The 20,441-nt window shown below is 39.0% G+C and carries 17 protein-coding genes and 1 pseudogene; 3 read left to right on the top strand and 15 right to left on the bottom strand.

The window, feature by feature from the left end:
- The 8 genes from FNZ24_RS15905 to FNZ24_RS15870 form a co-directional block, all read right to left on the bottom strand.
- The coding region (locus FNZ24_RS15905) for an efflux RND transporter permease subunit (protein WP_194945079.1) at positions 1-390 on the bottom strand (390 nt) is incomplete at its 3' end.
- Positions 390-1,613: an efflux RND transporter periplasmic adaptor subunit gene (locus FNZ24_RS15900; protein WP_153915731.1), complete on the bottom strand. Its 1,224-nt coding sequence runs from the start codon at positions 1,611-1,613 to the stop codon at positions 390-392. The genes FNZ24_RS15905 and FNZ24_RS15900, both read right to left, overlap by 1 nt.
- A gap of 392 nt (positions 1,614-2,005) precedes the next feature.
- Entirely contained in the window at positions 2,006-2,191 is a 186-nt protein-coding gene (locus FNZ24_RS15895) for a DUF7661 family protein (RefSeq protein WP_228768515.1), read from the bottom strand.
- A gap of 63 nt (positions 2,192-2,254) precedes the next feature.
- The gene (locus tag FNZ24_RS15890) at positions 2,255-2,638 is read right to left on the bottom strand and encodes a VOC family protein (RefSeq protein WP_153915727.1); all 384 of its coding nucleotides are present in this window, start codon (positions 2,636-2,638) and stop codon (positions 2,255-2,257) included.
- Between the two features lie 64 nt (positions 2,639-2,702).
- Positions 2,703-3,185: a GNAT family N-acetyltransferase gene (locus tag FNZ24_RS15885; RefSeq protein ID WP_153915725.1), complete on the bottom strand. Its 483-nt coding sequence runs from the start codon at positions 3,183-3,185 to the stop codon at positions 2,703-2,705.
- A gap of 160 nt (positions 3,186-3,345) precedes the next feature.
- Positions 3,346-6,933 carry a VCBS domain-containing protein gene (locus FNZ24_RS15880; RefSeq protein WP_153915723.1) on the bottom strand — a complete coding sequence of 1,196 codons (3,588 nt, stop codon included), beginning with the start codon at positions 6,931-6,933 and terminating at the stop codon, positions 3,346-3,348.
- Between the two features lie 64 nt (positions 6,934-6,997).
- Positions 6,998-10,036, bottom strand: coding sequence for a TonB-dependent receptor (locus FNZ24_RS15875; protein ID WP_153915721.1), 3,039 nt, complete (start codon positions 10,034-10,036; stop codon positions 6,998-7,000).
- Between the two features lie 309 nt (positions 10,037-10,345).
- Complete coding sequence (locus FNZ24_RS15870) at positions 10,346-11,335, bottom strand: polysaccharide lyase family 7 protein (RefSeq protein WP_153915719.1); 990 nt, start codon at positions 11,333-11,335, stop codon at positions 10,346-10,348.
- Positions 11,336-12,290: 955 nt separating this feature from the next.
- On the opposite strand from FNZ24_RS15870, the pseudogene FNZ24_RS15865 reads away from it, so the two are divergent.
- Positions 12,291-12,804: pseudogene (locus tag FNZ24_RS15865) on the top strand (transposase); the annotation flags it as partial.
- Between the two features lie 1,974 nt (positions 12,805-14,778).
- Here the strand turns inward: FNZ24_RS15865 and FNZ24_RS15860 are convergent.
- The 4 genes from FNZ24_RS15860 to FNZ24_RS15845 all read right to left on the bottom strand — a co-directional run bounded on the left by FNZ24_RS15860 (position 14,779) and on the right by FNZ24_RS15845 (position 16,515).
- Entirely contained in the window at positions 14,779-15,174 is a 396-nt protein-coding gene (locus FNZ24_RS15860; RefSeq protein WP_194945078.1) for a ribonuclease E inhibitor RraB, read from the bottom strand.
- Between the two features lie 110 nt (positions 15,175-15,284).
- Positions 15,285-15,554, bottom strand: a complete 270-nt coding sequence (locus FNZ24_RS15855) for a hypothetical protein (protein ID WP_228768440.1) — start codon at positions 15,552-15,554, stop codon at positions 15,285-15,287.
- Positions 15,555-15,669: 115 nt separating this feature from the next.
- Positions 15,670-16,065 (bottom strand): hypothetical protein, encoded by a 396-nt coding sequence (locus FNZ24_RS15850; protein ID WP_153915715.1) that lies wholly within the window; start codon positions 16,063-16,065, stop codon positions 15,670-15,672.
- A gap of 111 nt (positions 16,066-16,176) precedes the next feature.
- A complete protein-coding gene (locus FNZ24_RS15845) occupies positions 16,177-16,515 on the bottom strand; it encodes a hypothetical protein (RefSeq protein ID WP_153915713.1) in 339 nt (112 codons plus the stop codon).
- Positions 16,516-16,847: 332 nt separating this feature from the next.
- Between FNZ24_RS15845 and FNZ24_RS15840 the strand changes: the two genes are divergently transcribed.
- Together FNZ24_RS15840 and FNZ24_RS21900 are read left to right on the top strand one after the other, a co-directional pair.
- The gene (locus tag FNZ24_RS15840; protein WP_153915711.1) at positions 16,848-17,489 is read left to right on the top strand and encodes a phage integrase N-terminal SAM-like domain-containing protein; all 642 of its coding nucleotides are present in this window, start codon (positions 16,848-16,850) and stop codon (positions 17,487-17,489) included.
- Positions 17,380-17,724, top strand: a complete 345-nt coding sequence (locus FNZ24_RS21900) for a tyrosine-type recombinase/integrase (protein WP_153915737.1) — start codon at positions 17,380-17,382, stop codon at positions 17,722-17,724. Before FNZ24_RS15840 ends, FNZ24_RS21900 begins: the two co-directional genes overlap by 110 nt.
- Here the strand turns inward: FNZ24_RS21900 and bioD are convergent.
- The 3 genes from bioD to FNZ24_RS15820 form a co-directional block, all read right to left on the bottom strand.
- Positions 17,708-18,436: a dethiobiotin synthase gene (gene bioD, locus FNZ24_RS15830; RefSeq protein WP_194945080.1), complete on the bottom strand. Its 729-nt coding sequence runs from the start codon at positions 18,434-18,436 to the stop codon at positions 17,708-17,710. The genes FNZ24_RS21900 and bioD overlap by 17 nt on opposite strands.
- A 16-nt stretch (positions 18,437-18,452) precedes the next feature.
- On the bottom strand, positions 18,453-19,253 hold the full coding sequence (locus tag FNZ24_RS15825) for a methyltransferase domain-containing protein (RefSeq protein WP_153915706.1): 801 nt from the start codon (positions 19,251-19,253) through the stop codon (positions 18,453-18,455).
- Positions 19,254-19,317: 64 nt separating this feature from the next.
- Positions 19,318-20,430, bottom strand: coding sequence for an 8-amino-7-oxononanoate synthase (locus tag FNZ24_RS15820; protein ID WP_194945077.1), 1,113 nt, complete (start codon positions 20,428-20,430; stop codon positions 19,318-19,320).
- Positions 20,431-20,441 lie beyond the last annotated feature (11 nt).

Below are 20,441 nucleotides of genomic sequence, written 5' to 3'. Positions count from 1 at the left end.
GCAAACCGAAGGTGTATCGGTTTGCACATCAATGGGTAAACTGCCCGTTGCTTGCTGAGTTGAGTTTTGAACATCAACGGCAGCAAGATCGGGGTTTGTTCCCACATCAAATGTAATCGTGACATTCGCACTACCTGAGTTAGTGCTTTTTGAACTCATGTAAATCATGTTCGGCAAGCCATTAAGCTCTTGCTCAAGCGGCGTAGCCACCGATTCTGCTGCGGTAGTTGAAGTCGCACCTGGATACGATGCTGACACTTTTACCTGAGGAGGTGTAATGTATGGGTATTGATCAATCGGTAACTGAAACATGGCAATTAAGCCAAGCAGCACGATGACAATTGAAATTACACAAGCGTAGACAGGTCGATTAACAAAGAACTGAGCCATTATTTTTGCTCCTGTTCTTGTTCTTGCTCCTGTTGCTTAAGCGCTTGTTCTTTAGAAATTGCATCTTCTTTTTTAAGGTATTCTTCAGCAGTTAATGGCTCAGCTAATTGACCATGTCGAACTCGGTGCATACCTTCTACAATCACCAATTCTCCGGCTTTCAAGCCACTTTTAACCACAACACCCATATTGCCTTGATGCTCAATGACAATAAAGCGCCGCTCCACTTTATTATCAGGCAGTACAACCATGACATATACCCCACCTTGCTCAACTTGCGTGGCTTTTTGTGGGATCACAATGGCATTATTAACTTCATTAAGTTTAATACGCACATTGGTATATTGGCCTGGAAGCAACTCTCTATCAGGGTTAGGTAATTCAGCCCTCACTTGGAATGTACCCGTTTCAGGGTTAACCGATGGATCAGTAAAACCAACATCACCTAAATAACGGTATTCACTATTATCAGGCAGTGTAATGGTGACAAAACCTTCAACCGCCTTGCCTTCTGCTTCTGCCTCTTGCTGCTCGCTATGGCTTGTCATACGACGCCTTGCATTAAGATAATCCAGTGCAGACATATTAAAGGTCACGTAAATAGGGTCGACCTGCTTCACGCGGGTTAATAGTGACTGTCCGCTACTGCCAACTAAAGCACCGATATCAACTTCCGAACGACTCACAAGGCCCGATATTGGCGAGGTTATTTGGGTATAACTCAATTCAAGCTCTGCTTCTTCTAACTCTGCTTTACTGGCTGCAAGGCTCGATCTTGCTTGTGAAAGAACTGAAATCGCATTGTCAAAATCAAGCTGACTGGTCGCGTCTTGTTCATATAACGGTTTTAAGCGTTCAACGTCACGCTTAGATTTATCAAGCACAGATTGCTGGGATTCAACATTGGCTTTTAGCCTGTTAACCACAGCTAAATAAGGACGGTTATCAATACTGTATAACAATGCGCCTTCTTTAATGGCACTTCCTTCAATAAAGCTTTTATCTTGAACAAAGCCATCAACTCGCGCCCTTACCTCTACATCTAATGACGCTTGGGTTACGCCAACATAGTTACCAAATAAAGGCACAGTGGCAGTATTTACTTTTTCAACCACCACGAGTTTAGGGGTGATTTTGGGCTCTGGCTTGTCACAGCCTGATAAGGATGCCGCGGCGATAATGACTGCTAACGATAATGCTGAAGGTGTGAAAAACGTGGTCATATCTATACCTAATCCTTTATGGTGAGCGCGATAGCTTTGCTGTTTTTTTATACATAAAAACACTAGAAAACAGCAAGATATTGAAGTTACACTTTAATAACAGTGTATGTTCAATTATCTAACACAGCAAGCAAAGGTTTGTATAAGTTATAAACGATAAAAAATGAGGTTTATCAGACTCAATCAGCTTGGTTTAATCTGTTTAAAGTTGAATATAGGATAGCTGAATATGATGTATTTCGATTAAAAACGTGTATAAAAAGCTCGATTTCATAACGAAATCGGTATTGCTATTACTTGAGGTTATTTGAAGTTATTAGGAGTTATTTGAAAAAATTAGCGCTGAAAAATGTTTAAGATAAAAAAGTGAACTGATTAAAGTTGAACGAGGTTTAATTTAACCGAACAACCTCTGTGTTATCGCCCCTAGCACTTTCATGAAAGATGTCACCTAAATACCGAGCAAGCTCACTTTCTAACAATTCATTTGGGATCACAACATCATAAACTCGAGTACGAAGGCCAGTATTTGAATCTATAAATAAATGCCATTCATTGTCGACTCGTTTAACAGACATAGCTTTTCCAAATACCTCAAACTTTAACAACATTCGTTCTCCTAACCAGTTGGAAACTGCTTGTCAGTTAGATTTTTCTTCCAGCATAAGTATATTTCCGCAACCATCCTCGAACATATTGATTAACCCCCATTCAGGGTTATTTAGGTCTGGACGTAACTTTACACCAAGCCCTTGTAAACGTTTTAACTCAGCTTTTACGTTATGCGTTGAAAACACCATAATCGGAAGATTAGCCTTGTACGCTGAAGCTTGATAATTTTCTGCAAAAGAACCCTCACAAGGCTCCAATAAGAACGACACACCAAGAGGTTCTTCAGTAGAAACAACGATGGCTAAATGATGTTCTGGATTAAATTCTTTAGTAATAAATCCGAGCTTTGATGTGTAAATTTCATGAGCTTCAATTGAATCTTTCACAGGGATACTAACTAACGATAACCTCAAGATATGCTCCTTAATATTGAATCTATTTAACTCAGCATAATGGTGACTTTATGTTTTACTACGCTCAAAGCCACTTATACATGACAAAAGCATCAACAAAACCTATTACAGGATGATTAAAAGCTTTCGGCAGACGTCCAACGGTGTCGTAACCAAGCTTTTGCCATAAACGAACAGCACCTTCATTCGTTGAGGCGACAAAGTTAAATTGCATCGCCTTGTAACCTAGCTCTTTTGCTACGACTTGTGAATGTTCACACATCGCAGTGGCATGTCCTTTACCACGAGCTGAAGCAGAGACCATATAACCACAATTACAAACATGCTGACCAGGGCCAGCTTGATTAGTTTTAAGATAATAAGTGCCTAACACTTCACCATCTATTTCAAACACAAATGTCTTCAGCGCTGATTCAACCCAAATATTGAAGGCTTCTGCTTTAGTGATATTTGTTCGAAAAGCATAAGTTTCACCTGCTTTAGCAATCTCGCGAAATACTGGCCAAATCGAATCAAAATCTCGAACAGTGGCTTCTCTAACTTCCATTTTTAGCATATTTCCTAGGGCCTATTGATCTTTCAAGGTTGTTTTTGCAGCGAATTGTTGGCCATTTATACAAAATAAGAATAAAAAATGCCGCTATCAATAAGCGGCATTTTTAACACATTGTTTAAAACATTAATTTACAACTGCAACTTGAATAACCTTATTGCACTGTTGCTTCGGCAGAACTAGAGTAAGTCGTACTGAGATCGTAACCCACAGCATAACTTTCGAAGTCCTCAGATAGAACCGCCGTATCTGTTGCATCATCAATAACGATATCATCAGCTAATAACTCTTTTGCTGACTCTTTCGAAGAGCTACCAATACGGATTTGGTACGTTTCTGTTGCGGTACCCGTATTAATGGCAACATAAGGGCCGTAGAACGTTGTGCCACCATCAATTGACACAGAATAACCTGTCGCAGTCCATTCAAGCACTACATTAATATCAGTATCATCTGTATACGTTAAGCCATCAATGATTTGCTGATCTTTATTTGCATCACGGTATTTAACGCTGCCATCATTACTTAAGACAATTTCGCCCGTTAAGTTACTTGAAGAAGCAGAGCCTCCGTAAACACTAATATAAGCAGTATTATCTTCAGAAACACCATCTGTAGCTGTAAAGCCAGCAATTGCTTGTAGTTTAACGGTTGCAGAAATAGAGCCTTCAGCAAGTGCCGCCGTTGTTAAGCGTAATTCAGCATCAGCGTCTGTTGTTGTATCAGCCATTCTGGCAAGTTTATTTACACTACTTCCCGCTATGGTCTTAACGGTTGCTTCAGCAGAGCTTGAGTAAGTCGTGCTTAAATCTTCACCTTCAGCAAACATCTCGAAGTCTTCAGATAGAATTGCCGAATCTGTATCATCAGCAATGACGATGTCATCAGCGAGTAATTCTTTTGCTGACTCTTTCGAAGAGCTACCAATACGGATTTGATAGGTTTCTGTTGCGGTACCCGTATTAATTGCAACATAAGGACCGTAGAACGTTGTGCCACCATCAATTGACACAGAATAACCTGTTGCAGTCCATTCAAGCACTACATCAATATCAGTATCATCTGTATAGGTTAAGCCATCAATGATTTGCTGATCTTTATTTGCATCACGGTATTTAACAGTACCATCATTAGTAAAGACAATTTCACCCGTTAAGTTACTTGAAGAAGCAGAGCCTCCGTAGACACTAATATAAGCAGTATTATCTTCAGAAACACCATCTGTAGCAGTAAAGCCAGCAATTGCTTGTAGCTTAATGGTTGCAGAAATAGAGCCTTCAGCAAGAGGAGCCGTTGTTAAACGTAATTCAGCATCAGCGTCTGTTGAGGTATCAGCCATTCTAGCGACATTATTATCTCCAGTAGCAACAACAACTGTGCCAGTAATTGTGATTGCTAATTCAGCGGTAGTGCCATCAAAAGATTCAATCGTAAATGTATCGAGTTCACTTTCCCCCACAACAAGCGCAGCAATAGTGGGATCCGTGGTATCAAGGGTATAAGTCCATGAGCCATCATCTAATATTGATAATGTACCGTACATACCCGTTAAGGTTGACTGAACAATAGAATCTTCGCCATCATCTGGGTCAAGTACACTTACAGCGCCTGTTAACGTTGCTTCATTAGCAGCAATTCTTCCAGTTAAATCAAAAAATACTGCTGGCGTATTTTCTTCTGTGCCATCGCCTACATCAAATACGATAACTTCTGAGTAAATAGCTAAGCCATACTTGCTGTCTGTACCATCTAAAGTTTCGCCTGTATCATAAACTTCAAAGTCATCTGAAAATATACTTGTTGTGCCAGCTGTATCAGAAAATACCTCAATGTTATCAACATAAAAAGAACCAAAAGGAATCGTTCTATCATTATCACCGAATCTAAATTGGATAGCTTTCACACCATCAGCGAACCACTGGTCTAAGCCTGTATAATCAGAGTCAACAACCGCGGCAGTAGAGAAAGAACCACCACCAATCACTTCACCATCAATAGTCACGGTAATTTGTTCTGTTGCGTCTAAGTCCCATGTGATTTCTACATCATAAAACTGGTCTTCAACAAATGGTGCAGTGATTAAATCTCCAGGGTAAGCGTCACTGTCAGTATTTCGAACAAAGAAACGTGGATCAATTATAGTACCGTCGTCTCCAGTTTGACTTCCTTGAATACGTAAATCTATTAACGATTCACTAGAACTACCAGATGAACCATAAAGCGTAATATAAGCATCTTTATTATTTCCATCACTACCAAGAGCAACCTCTTTAGTGAAAGATGCACTCAGCTTACCTTGACGAAGGTTATCAACGCTAAATCTAATCTCACCCGTATCGCCGCCTGTATCGCTTATTTTTACAACCTGAGTAAGCGAAGCAACACGAATATTAATTTCAGCAGTGGTACCATCAATAGAAACAATAGTGATTGAATCATTCACAGAATTACCTAACTCAAGGCTAGCCACAGTTTCGTTTGCAGTATTAACTGTGTACGACCAGCTACCGTTAGCGCTGATACTAAATGTACCATAATCAAGTGCCACATCAGTTTGCGCAACAAAAGCATCTTCTTCAAAGTTTGGATCAATAATGGTTAATGAACCAGTTAATGGATCCGTAGCAGTATTTTGAACAGTACCACCAAATTCACCTTCAATGATTGCAGCAACAGGGTCATTGTTATAACCCACAGCCGCGCCAATGACGTCAAGTAACGCTTCATCAACTGAATCAGCAACTTGTGAAGTAGTTTGCAAATTAATTTGTGCTGTCTCAAGTGTATCTAAAGACTCTTCAGAAAAAGAACCATCAGCGACGTCACTAGCAAGATCTTGCATAACGGTAGATAAATCTGCGTCTGCGTTGTCTGCATCAACTTGTGATAGTAGCGCTAGCACAGAACCATATCTATCAGCATCTTCAGCACCATCAGCACCAAGTTCAACAATACCAACTAAAGTAGGAAGCACTTCTGTTGTATCAAAACGAATACCAAAACGAGCATTAATTATTTCAGCTTCGTCAGCAAACTGGTTTAAATCACTACCCGCGTTTTGAACAGCCATTTCGGTTAAAGGAGTAACAACATAGGTAGGTGGTGGTAGTATAGTTTCCACACCATTTTCATCAGTCTGAACTATATTTTCAACTACATTCACTACAGATCTTAGTTGAGGAGCATCTAAGGTTAAACCTGTTGATTCATCTGCATAAGTACCGCCAATACATGTAATTAAACCTGTACCTTCGAAGTGTACGTCGCTAAATGAAACACCACCTGAAACATCAGAGGTTGCAGCAGCTTGTGCAGGAAGAACCGCAGCACCACTATCATCAACTTTAAATATGTCACAAGTTGCACCATCAATAGGGCCCTTAATAATGCTAGCTGAAACATTTAAGGTTGGGTTGATAACAGGTGTAGATGCACCAACACCTTCGGTAAAACCTGCTTCATCAGTATAATTAGCAGAAACAGAAATGACTGAACCTTCATCAGCTTCAGTAATGGTGATGGATGTTCCAATAACACCTGTTGACCATACGTAAGTAAGTGTATCAGCTATAATTCCGTCAGCATCAGTAGCTGCTGCAGAGATTGTTTCGCCAGCGATAAAATTGCTTCCGGTTATTGCTATACTACCGCGAGTATTTCCATCTAGTTCAGCACCGTCATCACCGCCACAACCTAATAGACCTGTCGCAATGATGAGCGGTATAAAGGATTTATTATTCATTTTTATGACTCCAAAAAGATTCTTTTTCCAAATTTAGCTTGTTTTATTTAAGTACTAGACTTGGCTAGTACTTAAAGCTGACACCTGCGAACAGGCGAGGACCGTAATCACTTACTTGACCTAAGTTACCTTGGGTATAGAAGTCATCACTGCGAGGCTCACTGAACAAGTTAATTGCTGAAACTTTAATACGAACGTGTTGATTGATTTTGTAAGCTGCACGAGCTTCCCAAATACCTGCCTCATCAACATAACGCAGTCTTGTGCCGTTAGAAGTGTATGGTTGGAAGTATTCACTACGATACTTGTAGATAAGAGCAGTATCAAAACCGCCTATTTGATAGTAAACCTGTCCATTGAATACATGCTCAGAAAACCCAGGTACTGAGGCAGGAGGAACAATACCTACGGTATCCTGAATAGCAACACCATCTAAATCAGTAGTAAAGGTACTACCGTAGTTACTATCTTCAAACTCATAGGTTGTATCTGCATAGTTATAACCAAGCTTCACACCAATGCCTAAATCCCAACGATACGAGAATGTCGCTTCAAAACCATAAAGGTCACTATTTTCGTCAGTAGTGACTGAATTAGTAATAGGTAAAGAAACTTCCACACCGTCAACGATAAAATTCTCTAACTGTGTTTGCTGTTGGTAACCGCCATTGAATTGCTTGTAGTAAACACCTAACGCTACCATAGAGTCATCGCTTGGATACCATTCAAAAGCTGCGTCATAGTTCCATGACATTAATGGCTGAAGATCAGGATTACCTGAACCATTAACACCAACCAACAAATCTTCAACTGATTCAGGGTCATCCGAGTCATCGGTTACGAATGTGCGGCTATAACCTAGATCAGATGGATCTGCACGTGACATACCTCGGTAAATACCGGCCCTTAGGAGAATATCGTCACTATAATCAACGACTAAGTTAAAGCTTGGTAGTACTTCAGTGTAATCACCACCACCAACAATCTTTTCAATACTTCCGTCTGGTACTAATTCGACGATACCTGTCGCCGGATCAGTGACAACGTCGAAACCTTCTCTAAAGCCAATAGAGGTAATGTCTGAGTTCACTACACGAACACCAAAGTTACCACGAATAAATTTACCAAACATTTCAGTGTCGTAATTAAGCATGGCGTAAGCAGAGGTAGTTTCTTCTGTTACGTCAATAGTACCCGCATTCTCGTATGTAACCTCTGGGTATGCGAATTCGCCGCCTTGTGATGCTGCTACTGCTTGAGAGAAACACTCGTTATTGTAAGTTGCCCATGAAGCGCCTGTACCGCTCTCTACAACATTACCTGAACTGTCAACATGGGTGATAATATCACCGTCGGAAACACTAGATAAAAAATCAGTCTCAGGGAAGGCTATTTGGCAACCTTCAAGTACATCGATGGCCGATGTTGCAGATTCATCTAAATTATATGTCGTTCTTGAGCCATTACCGTTCGTGCCACCAAATTGAACAAACGTTAGCTCAGAAACACGAACACCAGCTTGAACGCTACTGAAAAAATCACCGTCTAGAATATAATCAATATCAAGGCGTGCCCCCATAATTTCGTTGTCGCGGACATTTTCTCTGTCGATACGAGTACGAAGGCTATCAGTAAAATTGGAAATATCAGTCACATCAAAATCAGTCACTGTGAAATGAGGAATATGTTCACCTAAATCCCAAGAAAAGAAAGGACGAGAGCTCGTTCTTCCTCGGTTTGTTATTTGTAGTTCTTCACGGCTAGTTTTAGAATAGCCAAGGTCAAGACTAATCTTTAGATCATCAGAGAAAAAATGTTCAACGTTCAAGCCATATCCACGATAATTTTCTTCACGCGAAAATTGCTCGCCCGCAGATTCAATACGTTCTTCACCTTCCCAATGTAGAATACCGCCAACATCGTTTGTGATCAGATTTTGTCCCGTTACACCCGGTGTAACGCGCTTTTGTAAGAAAATTAAATCATGACGCGCTTCTGCTTGGGTACGATCTGAAATTTGCGCGTCAAAATTGATATCCCATTTATTTGAGGGTTGGTATTGTAGAGCAAAGAATAAAGCGTCTCTTTCATCAGATGTTTCATTTTGACGGAAGCTTCGGCTTGAGCCAGTCCATGCGTATTCTCTGCCATCATCTACTGCAAGACCAGTATCTGGATCAACATTATTATTATAACCTTGGTTATTCGAGCCAACAATTTCATCCTCACAATCGCCCGCTTCACTGCGGAAAAAGCCTGTATTGGTATCGGTTGGATCATTCAAACATGCCCACAAAGATGAACCCGTTGGGCTTGAGCTTCTATATTCAGCTTCTGGCTGGCTAATATCTTGACGCTGAAAACCCACACTCAAACCAAATGCTTGACCGTTATCAAACTCAAATTGATCAACATAACTTAGTGTTCCACGGTAGCCCAAATCATCTTGAAGTGAATTTTCAACGTTTGCTTGGTCTGGGTTGTAGTTAGCTTTCACTTCAGCCTGAAAACGTTGCTTACCAAAATCTAAAGGCTTAAGTGTCTCCAGGGTAATAACACCGGCAACCCCACCTTCAATCATGGAAGCGTCTTGTGTTTTATAAATAGCTACTTTCTGCATCAACTCTGATGGGAACTGAGAAAAGTTAACTGAACGGTCACCACTACCATTGGTCGCTTCACGGCCATTGATGTTAGTGGCACTTAAGAATGGGCCTAAACCACGAATACTGATTTCAGTAGCACCACCATTTTCACGGTGAGATGATGCACCCGTTAATGTTTCTAGCGCCTCACCAATTGAAAGTGCAGGTAAATCACCAATATCTGAAGCAGATAAACCGTCAACAACCGTGGTAGAGTCACGCTTTATTGCAATTTGGTCTTGAATTGTTCTACGTGTGCCAGTAACTACAACAACTTCTATATCATTATCAACTTTATCTAGATTTTCAGTTTCTGCTTCTTGTGCTAATGCCGAAAATGCAAAAGAACTGGTTACAGAAGTAAATGCAGCAAGCTTCATCCATTTTGCTATAGGTGAAAGCTTGAACTTCCCTATTTTATGGATGGGTTTTGTTTTTTTACTTATTTTCGTCGACATACCTTACTTCCCCTTAGTATTTTAATAAGCATGTTAATGCCATATATTGGTATATTTTTTATTGCTAGCAGGTTACTGCCATTAAATTCTTATATTTATTATTGCAAGCAGATTACTGCCATTAAGTTCTTATATTTATTATTGCAATCAGGTTACTGCCATTAAATTCTTATATTTAAATTAGAGTTATTAATTTCAACAGACGAAACCCAAACAAAAGTTTTAACCTATTAATTTAAATAAAAATATAACCAATAATTGTAGTTACGAATTACGAGTTACGAATTTTAAATTGATGTGTTAACTGCGCTAAAACTTATAACCTTTATGCATGTTGTGGATATGATAAAAAGTGGCTTGCACATAATCACCTTCGGCGCCGCCATTGTTTTGGTTATAAACACCCGCTTTAAAGTACATATACTGGTTACTAGCACTGTAACCACTATCTTTCATATCGTAGTACTTAGTAATATTAGGCTTACCTTCCCTGATTATAGTGACGAACAACACTTCATCTTCGACTGAAATTTTATAAGAGAATTTTTCGTTTAAGGCGATGCCGTCATCAGGGTCTGACAAAGTATGTGAACGTGAGCCAATCATATTTATCCAAATATCATCACCATCATTGATTTCATGGGCAAAATAAATAGCCCCTTTCGAGTTGGCTGGTAATTTTCGGTAATATAAACGGATAGGTTCGTCATCCGTCGCGTGAATTTGCCCGATGACCACGCGTCCAACCTTTTTTTTATCACCTGTGGTAGATACTCGGTTTATTGCCAAGGTCCCTTCCAAACTGCCTTCAACACCCCCAGACTTAGCTTTCGCCGATCCATGCGCATTGCTGAAAACCCAGTTATTTTTAGTCAGGCCACGGGTTTTAATTCGAACATTACCTCTACGTAGCATTTCGCGTAGTTCGGTTCTCGCATATTTTGTATTTTTTGAGGTCTTGGCACCTACGTTTGGGCAAGCGAATACCAAGCCACCATCATCTGCTGTATAAAAAAATGGCTTTAAGTTAAAGCCTTTACCTAATGATTTCTCATAGACGGTATCCGCTTTTTTATCTTCGTTGAGATCGGTTGGCAACGTTAACGACCAATCGAGTAAGTCAAAATTTTCACCTGGCTTTTTAAGCGGATCGAGTGTTGACAAATCCCCCAGTAAAACACCTTCAGCAAGGCTAGTGTGTGACTTAGGAATAAGCGTATTCTCCTCAATTTCCTGAGCATTGAGTGATGCGCTAAAAACAGCTAAAGCAAAAACTAGCACAGTGAAAACGTCACACATTTTCTTTTGAATATGTCGGTAAGAGTTATATGTGTTGATATTGGAATCCTTAATAATTTACGATCTCTTTGTTGTATATGCTCAAAGAGCTATGACTAATTGTTACGCACAGAATCACACGCACCCTACCCAACACAACCACATACTTAACAATCTACTCACATCTGTAACTTTTTATTAAACAAAATATAACCACCACAACACATCATTGTCAACCAAAATAGTGCCGCAAGCATTACCAAAAACAAAAATTGGTAGTAACAATGACATTAAAAAGACTAACGTAGTGGCTTGATGCATTTTTTACACAATAAAAATAAATTGATAAACAATAACTTAAAGAAAACTCGAGCTATTATTGTTGAATAGTTTTTATATTCACTACCAATGGGTATGACAACATTACCAAATAACAGAACAAACTAAGTCAGTGACTCAGCTCTATTCCAAATTTACAAGGTGTTATTACCAATTTGTTTGCGAAAGTATTACCAATAGATGATGTAATGAAATTACAGTTCAGAACTAATATGCAGATTATAAGCTGTACGATAATTCGTATTGATTGTGATTTATCATTAATGCTCTTGTTGAACGAAGCTGCGCTATCAGGCGTATTAGTGCTGATTTCGATGCATATCCTGATAACCTTTCAATCGATGATTTGAAGCGCTACTTTGCCAGTTTGATTGAGTCACATTCATGGAGCACCGTGAAACTTGACCGTAATGGGTTGCTCAATTACTTGTAAATAGGTCTATCGACATGTCCTGACCCAGCACTGGCAGTGGCTTAATATTTATTGTTAAGCCGCCACAAATCAATAGACTGCCTGATATTCTTACGCCCGCAGAAGTCTCTATCGTTATTAGTCTTACTCATAAGCTTCGATATCAAGTGTGCTTTCACACCTTATACAGTATGGAATTGCGCCTCGGTGAAGCGATTTCACTGCAAGTGGGTGGTTGACTGTCAACACGTTGGCAAAGGGCTGTCTGCACTAAAGTACCTGTCGCGATACCTTTATCGTGGCGTATTACCCGATAAAAATATCGTCAGCAATATCGATGGCCAAGTGAGCTTCGCCTATCTTGAAAACCATGGGCAAAATAGCCAAACCCAAGCCACTGAAATACGTACTTTACCCACTGTCGAATTTCTATGGTTGGTACTGCAACATTTGCTGCCGAAAGGCTTACGGCGAGTGAGAGACTCTTAACAATGAGAGTGGAATACTCAGAGGAAGTGCTGCCAGGCTACGGCAACGAATACGCTTGATGTTAGCCGTTGCTGGTACCGTGTTTTCGCCGCTCGAAAACACCACTAAAACTCAAGCAGTCCGACCTTGTCCCTGTTGCCAACAACCGATGGTATTTATGGGTTGCTGGCAACGAAGGGATGAGAAAGTGCATCCGCGACCGACAAGCATTTTTAGGCAAAAAACAACGACAGCTAACGCCACTGTTTAAGCGGAAGGGTAAAAAATAACACTTAAGATGCGGAACAATACAAGTATAAGGAGGCGCTAAGGTATTGATAAATTGAGATAAGGAAATTAGCTGACGATACTAAGGGATCGATGCGGCTAGTAAAAAATGTAACTGCTCAGCATACATCGAAAAAGCGTAAGTTCTTACGCCGGACTCCCGTAACATAGAGGACACTATAAAGGTATCACTCGGGCTTATGATTCATAACTGAGAGTACACTTGGGATAAGGACGCGGCTACGCGCGGCCTATCCTTATTTGTTATATGTATTATTTATCTACGTTTTCAGCTTGCGGCTTATCTTTACTAGCACTAAGTCCCCAAAAGCATAAAACAAAGCCAACACTAAAAATAGTAACGCTAACTAAAAGAGTAGTGATGTAACTAAATGGCTCACTTTTATAGGTGCTGATATTACCCCACCGATCTTTTGCGTTCCCTGAATCTAGAATATTGTAGATATCAATCAAACCATATAGAGCAAATAAAAAAGCAATAATTTTAATGGTAATAGCAATGAGCTATTAACATAAATTTTTCTAGGTTTATGAAACAAAGTTAAAGCTCCCTCTTTATTTGCAATATTCACCAAAACTGAAAATACATATAACGCCTCGTTCAGAAGCGAGTTTAGGCTTGCTACAATCAGTGAGGAACGAACTCGAGCAAGCCGTGACGAGTCTTTCCTGTATCGTCTTGTTATGAGGTGTGTGCTACTTTTCTTGAGACCCAACAAACCTCAAATAAAGAAACCTCAATATATTCCCACAAATTACATAGAAAACACCATTAAGTAAAATAACAATACCAATATATACGTAATCACCTATTCCATTGATTTGCCCGCCCAAACCGATAAGAAAAAACCAAGTGGGCCATAACAATAATGTGAGTGGTGACATGCTGGCTTTAGCAATTAGCAAAAACGTAGGAATTAACAGCCCGGACAATAACAAAAGGGAATTATAGTTACGCAATCCATGACACCTCATAACGCCCTGTTAATGGGCAAATTATTGTTGGCTAAAATAAGCGACGCAGGAGCAAAAGCCAACTGTAATTTGTCCTGTTGAACAGCTTGTTATATTTTATTGGCGACTCGGTGAAACACGTACCAGTAGGCACAAGAAATAGACAATGATAAATACGATATAAATATCCACGTTTTAAATACCGGTACCAGAACAGCTGAAACCAATGTAGCCAATATTACTGCAATAATGAGTGTATTAACCAAAGTGAATTGATCAAAATACTTTAACACTAGTACCGAACTGGAACCGAAAAATATAGTTATAGGGTAAGCCATATATAAACCTAACACTATAAAAAATGTTAAGCCCTCGAACCATTTCGCATTATGATTATTACTGAATAGGAAGGCTATTAACATAAAGACTAAAATAGCAGGGATTATAGCTAAAGGTGCTATCAAACTTGCTGCGATATTTTTTCGAGTCATAGAGCTAAACGTTTTCATAAAATATAACGCCGCCTTAAGCGGACAAAAATAGCTGGTTAAACTTGTTGAGGCACGAAACATAACCAGCTGTTTTTTTGTTCCGTTTAAAGGCTTTGTTAAATGTATAGCTTGAATTAGTTTGAAGACTCTTGATCTTGCTTTGTTTTATATACATCATGAGCTAACTTCAATAACTGGTACATTTCTTGTCGTTGCTCTCTATCTTCCTGTGACTCAGCAATACGCGAATTCTTTGTGGCTAATTGAACTGACTGAAAACTAAAGTAAGAAGATATACATGTAGTTATTACGATAATTAGAGTGCAAAAAATATTAATAATATCAAGCCTACTTCTTGGATAACTCAATTTATATCTCCGTAAATTTATACATTTAACGCCCATTTAAGGGGCTGATAATTGTTTGCTAAAATGTGTAGCGAAGCGGAATCGAGCAAACTGTTAGCAGTCCCGCTTTAAATTCTTGTTAGGTTACTTTACCACTGGTGTTCCCCAACCGTCATAATCTGCACTAAATTCGTTAGCTAACTTAAGCATAGTAATGTTTTCTTCATTAATAATTTTTAGATCCAAGACAGTTTCTTTAATTAAGTCACCATACCAATACTTAGTACCCTCGTGAATATTATTGCCAGTATTTGCGACTAGATACCCTTTTAACTTACCTTTAGTCATTAAGGAATTTAAACATTCCTCAGAATAACAATAAAAGTGGTGCTCTAATGGATGTGCCTTGTTGGGATCTGAACCCGCTTTAATTAGTGCATTTATAGTTTTGGTATTCCCATCAATATTTGGTGTCAACTCAGATGCAACTACAGTCCCTAAACCTAATATGGCAAGTAATGAAGCTAGAAATTTACGCATAACTTTCCTTAGTAACCTAACGCCCATTTAAGGGGCTGATAATAGTTTGCTAAAATTGTGTAGCGTAGCGAAACCAAGCAAACTGTTAGCAGTCCCGCTTTAAATTCTTGTTATATGACGCCTTCAACACGTTTTTCATTTGTGCCAAATGTCCCCAGCCAGATAAATAAAAATGCAAAAGCCATATATTTAAATACAAAAGCATAAAAGCCCCAATCCTCACCTTGCACAGAAGTATATCTACTCGATTCAGCTATACCCGTTGAAAACGCAATATAAACTTTGTGCAAAAACGGAGCTGATATTAATAAGCAAAATACTCTTATAGGCCAAACCCATTTGGCTTTAATATATAGCTTCATTAATTTCACAGGTCTCAAATAACACTCCCAATTATTCAGGCATATAACGCCCTAATAATGGGCAAAAAACAGTTGGTTAAAATAAGCGACGCAGGAGCAAAACCAACTATTTTTTGTCCTGTTAATTAGCTTGTTAGGTACCGAAGTACACTTTGGCTTTGCCGTACTTAAAGAGGTAAGCAATAAGCAAACATGGCATTATTAAAGCAAAAGGTAAATAGATAAAACTATCGCCATTTACGTTTGGAATTATAAAAGTTCCTAAAATAACCAATGCATAAAACTGGCGGCAATATTGCCATTTTTTTAAAATTAAAATTGCACTAATAGGAAAAAGCGATCCTATTAAAATCAAGTGAACTCCCAAACCATTTCGCCAAATTTCATCGTAGCCCATAGGCTGGCCTTCATAGGTGAAATTCACATCGAAACCAGGAACAACAGCCGACAGAAAAAACAGAAAGCAAAATAGTCCATGCGCGGTTATGAATTTCAATAGTAGAGGCATGGATTTGAAAACTTCGACCACGATAAGGTACCTAACGCCCAAATAACAGGCTTAAAATAGTTTGTTAAAATGTTTGAGGTACGAAAAACAACAAACTGTTTTAAGTCCTAGTTAATTTGCTTGTTATGTTTATCAGTGCACCAAATACGCTCGATTTTTCATGAATTCACAAAAAGCCTTTTTAGCATGAGTATTATATTTAGGCTCATTTATTGAATTTAATACTTCTTGCCTCAAGTGAGCACCTTCGAAAATCAGATTACTTTGCTGTATAAATTCTGGTGCTACTTCCAGATCCATTTCGTATACCTTTTTCAATTCACTAAGTTGGGAGAGAGCAGATTCCTTTGTAAAATCACTTTCTTTCATTTTATCCCATGGACCATTTACAGGCTCAGGGCAGATTAAATCTTTACCGAAACTTTTAAGAGGAGATAAAACTAGAACCAACAAAATTGTTAATTTAATCACGCAACTCTCCGATAAACATAACAGCTTATTCAACGGCGTATCATTCAATGTCGGCCGTTTAAGTTATTGATTAATAACATCCTACATTTGCTATCTTATTGATGTAAAGCACTTTAAATTTCAATAATGACAAAACAAAGCGTGCAAAATGGATTTGAAAAATATTTTCAAACTTAAATCTTAAAAATACCAATATAATTATAATGTTACAAAAAATCAGCATTAATTAAACCTACAACTTATGGATGATTTTCAACCAAACAATTCATCATTTAGCCTAAAACCATTATAACTGTATATGCATACAGTTATAAATTTAAACGGGCAAACTTATGAAAAATACTGGTTATTTAGGCTCAATTAAAGAACAATTAAGAGTGCGTCATTATAGTTACCAAACAGAGAAATCATATTTGTATTGGAACCGATACTTTATTAAACACTTTCAATTTTCCTCTGCCAAACAAATTGCTCCATCACATATTGAACAATTTCTGACTTTTCTTGCCAACAAAAAACAAGTGTCTAGCAGTACCCAACAACAAGCACTATGTGCACTTGTTTTTGCGTTCAAACATGTACTTGCAATTAACACCGATGATTTGCAATTCCCTTATGCAAAACCACCCAGCAGAATTCCCCAAGTGCTTGACGATTCAGAGGCGAAGTTAATTATCGAACGGTTAACTGGAAAATATAAGCTATTGGGGATCTTACTTTATGGTGCAGGGCTTCGGCTTACTGAGGCTCTCACCTTACGCATAAAAGATATTGATACTCAAAATCAAACTCTTTTTATTTACAGAGGAAAAGGTAAAAAAGATCGGGTGTGCATTTTACCTCAAGTAGCAAATGAATTAATTAATAAGCAATTTAATCACGTACGCCAAACTATTACATTGGCAATATCTTTTCCCCTCGATTCACTGCACTTTACACCCAGTAGATGGCTACATTTGCAGACATCACATTGATCCCACAACGTTTAGAAAAGCTTTACAAAAAGCGGTTAGCAAAACATCAATTACCAAACGGGTGACAGCTCACACCTTTAGGCATTCTTTTGCAACCAACCTACTTAAACGTGGTCATGATATAAGGACCGTACAAGAACTACTTGGGCATAATGATGTAAAAACAACCCAAATATATACCCATGTTGCAGGCTTACACCAAACAGGTGTTTTAAGCCCTATGGATATAAAGTAATAAATGAAAAAAGTGATTTACTTTGAATGCGATTTACTTTTAATGCGCTAGTAAAGCGAATAGATTGAGCAGCTTGTTTTGCGGTTGGGTTAGATAAGTGAGGGACATAACCCATAAACTCAGAGGTCATTATTTGTTTTAACGTCGCGAGGTTTTCATCTTGATATTCCATGTCAGAATCCACTTGATTCGCAACCCACCCCACTATGGTTAATCCATCAGCCAATATCGCTTCTTGGGTTAATAAAGCATGATTAAGGCAACCTAATTTCATGCCAACCACCAAAATAATACCGACTTGATGTTGTGTTGCTAACAATTTAACACTGTCAGATAAGTACTCGCCATTGCCTAGTGGTAAACGCCAGCCACCAGCGCCTTCGATTAATCCAAAATCAGCATTTTTGAGCTCAGTTAGTGGTAAGGAGTCCACTACACCTTGTGCCGTCAACGCAAGCCCTTGTTGCTTAGCCGCAATATGCGGTGCAATAGCTGGCTTAAATGCAACGGGGTTGATTTGCTGATAATCAAGCTTAATATTTGACTCTGCAATTAGTGCCAAGGCATCGCTATTTCTCAGGCCATTTTCGGTTTGCTCACAACCCGAAGCAATAGGCTTAACGCCAATTTTAGTGCCTTCTGCAGCATGTAATAACGCAGACGAAATTAAAGTTTTCCCGCTATCTGTGTCAGTACCTGTGACGAAATAAATCATTGCAATAAACCTTCTATATTTTTGTTAGCTGCAAATAGGTAATTTGATATGTCAGTGGAATACCTTCTACCTGTCGCATCGTTTCAGCATGTTGCTTTAATGCTAACCAATCTTTACGGCCACGAAGTGATACCTTTTCTAATCCTGTGCGGTTTGTATGCGAGCCGCTTTTATCTGAGCTGCAACTATGCAAGTTTTCTTGGTGAGACTTAACAGAAGCTCCGACACCTTTTATTGAATAAAGCATCGTTCGTAAATCATTAAAATAGAGCGATTCACTGCATTCATTAACTGAATCAACTTGCCAATATTGGCTATCGATTGCTGCTGTTATTTGTTCAACGGTTCGAAAAGCGTTGTGCCCTAACCCCAATGTTTCAAGCTCAGGTAAACTGCCACTGGTAACAATACTGATTAAGCATGTGGCTTTAGGTTTTAATACTCGATGAAATTCGTTAAATACTGCCGTTAAGTCACCGCACCATTGCAATACTAGATTTGAATATAGTCCATCAAATTGTTGCTGAGATAAAGGTAAGTTAGCGGCATCGGCGCACATAGTAAGGTATGAAGGAAAAGACTGGTTTACTACTGCCAGCATTTGCTCTGATAAATCCACCGCGGTCACTTTGGTAATGTCTTGTCCGTACGCAGTGAAATCAGTGCCAGGGCCGCAGCCAATATCAATAAGACTGCCTTTAAGCGCCGCTTTACTTAATAACTTTTCAGCGGTGATCCGCTGCAACACATCATGTTGTTTATAGGTTGTCGCTGCCTGAGAAAACTTAACTGCCACAGGATTACTTGAGTTCATTCACGCTCTCGAAACGATACATTTATCATAGAAATATGCTTATATCATAAAAGTATGCTTAAAATTAAATTAAGGTAGCTAATACACAAACTAATTCAGCAATATCATGCTTACTATGCTGCGCGTTAATTGTAATGCGAAGCCTTGCTTGCCCTGCAGGAACTGTCGGTGGCCTTATCGCTCCAACAGCAAAGCCTAAATCAAAAAGTTTGCTGGCAATTAACACTGTCTTATTACTATCACCAATCAGTACAGGTTGAATCGCAGTGGTTGAATCGGTGAGTTCAATATTATTTTTGCCACAAGCCTGCCTAAATTCAGCAATATTGGCATTAAGAGCTGCAAGCCTTTGTGGCTGTTCTTGGGTTAGTTTTACTGCGGCTAGTGCCAAATATGCACTGGCAGGCGATAACGCTGTTGAATAGATATATTGGCGAGACTGAGCAACCATAAAATCAATCACTGCTTTGGGGCCTAATATGGCAGCGCCCTGACAACCAAGTGCTTTACCAAATGTCACCACTTGAATATCGCAAAACTTACCATTCATTTGAGTTGCCGTGACCCCAAATCCATGGGCATCATCAACCACGAGCAAACTATTATACTGCTGACACAAAAGCTGTAACGACTTTAATGGCGCTTTATCACCATCCATGCTGAAGACACTTTCGGTAATAACCACGCTATCGGGATTACGTTCAAGTAGCTTCTCCACGTGATCTAAATCGTTATGTTTAAAGCGTTTAAAGACTGCCCCACTATCTCTTACTCCATCAATGATTGATGCGTGAATAAGCTTATCTGCAATCACCACATTGTTTGAATCAAATAGGGTTTTAACTAACGCTTGATTGGCGCTGAAGCCTGAACAAAAAAGTAGCCCTGCTTCATGTCCTGTGAGTTCACATAAACTTTGTTCTAATTGGAAATGTGCTTGGCTATAACCTGAAACTAAAGGCGAGGCTTTACTACCTACACCATAGATTGTTGCCCCTTGTGTAAGGGCATCAACCATTTCATTGGCGCTAGCTAATCCAAGGTAATCATTATGGCTAAAATCGATAACGTTTGATTTGCTATGGTCATTAGACAATTTACGCTTTCTGAGTAAGCCATCATTATTCAGCTGCTGCATTCGCTGGCTGATTTTATCTAAGATTGGATGACTTGCCATATCAAACCCTA

It is taken from the genome of Shewanella sp. TC10, assembly GCF_009663145.1.
GTDB lineage: Bacteria > Pseudomonadota > Gammaproteobacteria > Enterobacterales > Shewanellaceae > Shewanella.
The sequence above is the reverse complement of the archived record's forward strand: the minus strand, read 5'-3'. Positions and strand labels throughout refer to the sequence as shown.

Bases quoted from the DNA above. Each gene is read 5' to 3' on its own strand.
- FNZ24_RS15900 (WP_153915731.1), bottom strand. From the start codon at position 1,613: ATGACCACGTTTTTCACACCTTCAGCATTATCGTTAGCAGTCATTATC.
- FNZ24_RS15895 (WP_228768515.1), bottom strand. From the start codon at position 2,191: ATGTCTGTTAAACGAGTCGACAATGAATGGCATTTATTTATAGATTCA.
- FNZ24_RS15885 (WP_153915725.1), bottom strand. From the start codon at position 3,185: ATGGAAGTTAGAGAAGCCACTGTTCGAGATTTTGATTCGATTTGGCCA.
- FNZ24_RS15880 (WP_153915723.1), bottom strand. From the start codon at position 6,933: ATGAATAATAAATCCTTTATACCGCTCATCATTGCGACAGGTCTATTA.
- FNZ24_RS15875 (WP_153915721.1), bottom strand. From the start codon at position 10,036: ATGTCGACGAAAATAAGTAAAAAAACAAAACCCATCCATAAAATAGGG.
- FNZ24_RS15870 (WP_153915719.1), bottom strand. From the start codon at position 11,335: ATGTGTGACGTTTTCACTGTGCTAGTTTTTGCTTTAGCTGTTTTTAGC.
- FNZ24_RS15860 (WP_194945078.1), bottom strand. From the start codon at position 15,174: ATGCGTAAATTTCTAGCTTCATTACTTGCCATATTAGGTTTAGGGACT.
- FNZ24_RS15840 (WP_153915711.1), top strand. From the start codon at position 16,848: ATGAAAAATACTGGTTATTTAGGCTCAATTAAAGAACAATTAAGAGTG.
- FNZ24_RS15825 (WP_153915706.1), bottom strand. From the start codon at position 19,253: ATGAACTCAAGTAATCCTGTGGCAGTTAAGTTTTCTCAGGCAGCGACA.
- FNZ24_RS15820 (WP_194945077.1), bottom strand. From the start codon at position 20,430: ATGGCAAGTCATCCAATCTTAGATAAAATCAGCCAGCGAATGCAGCAG.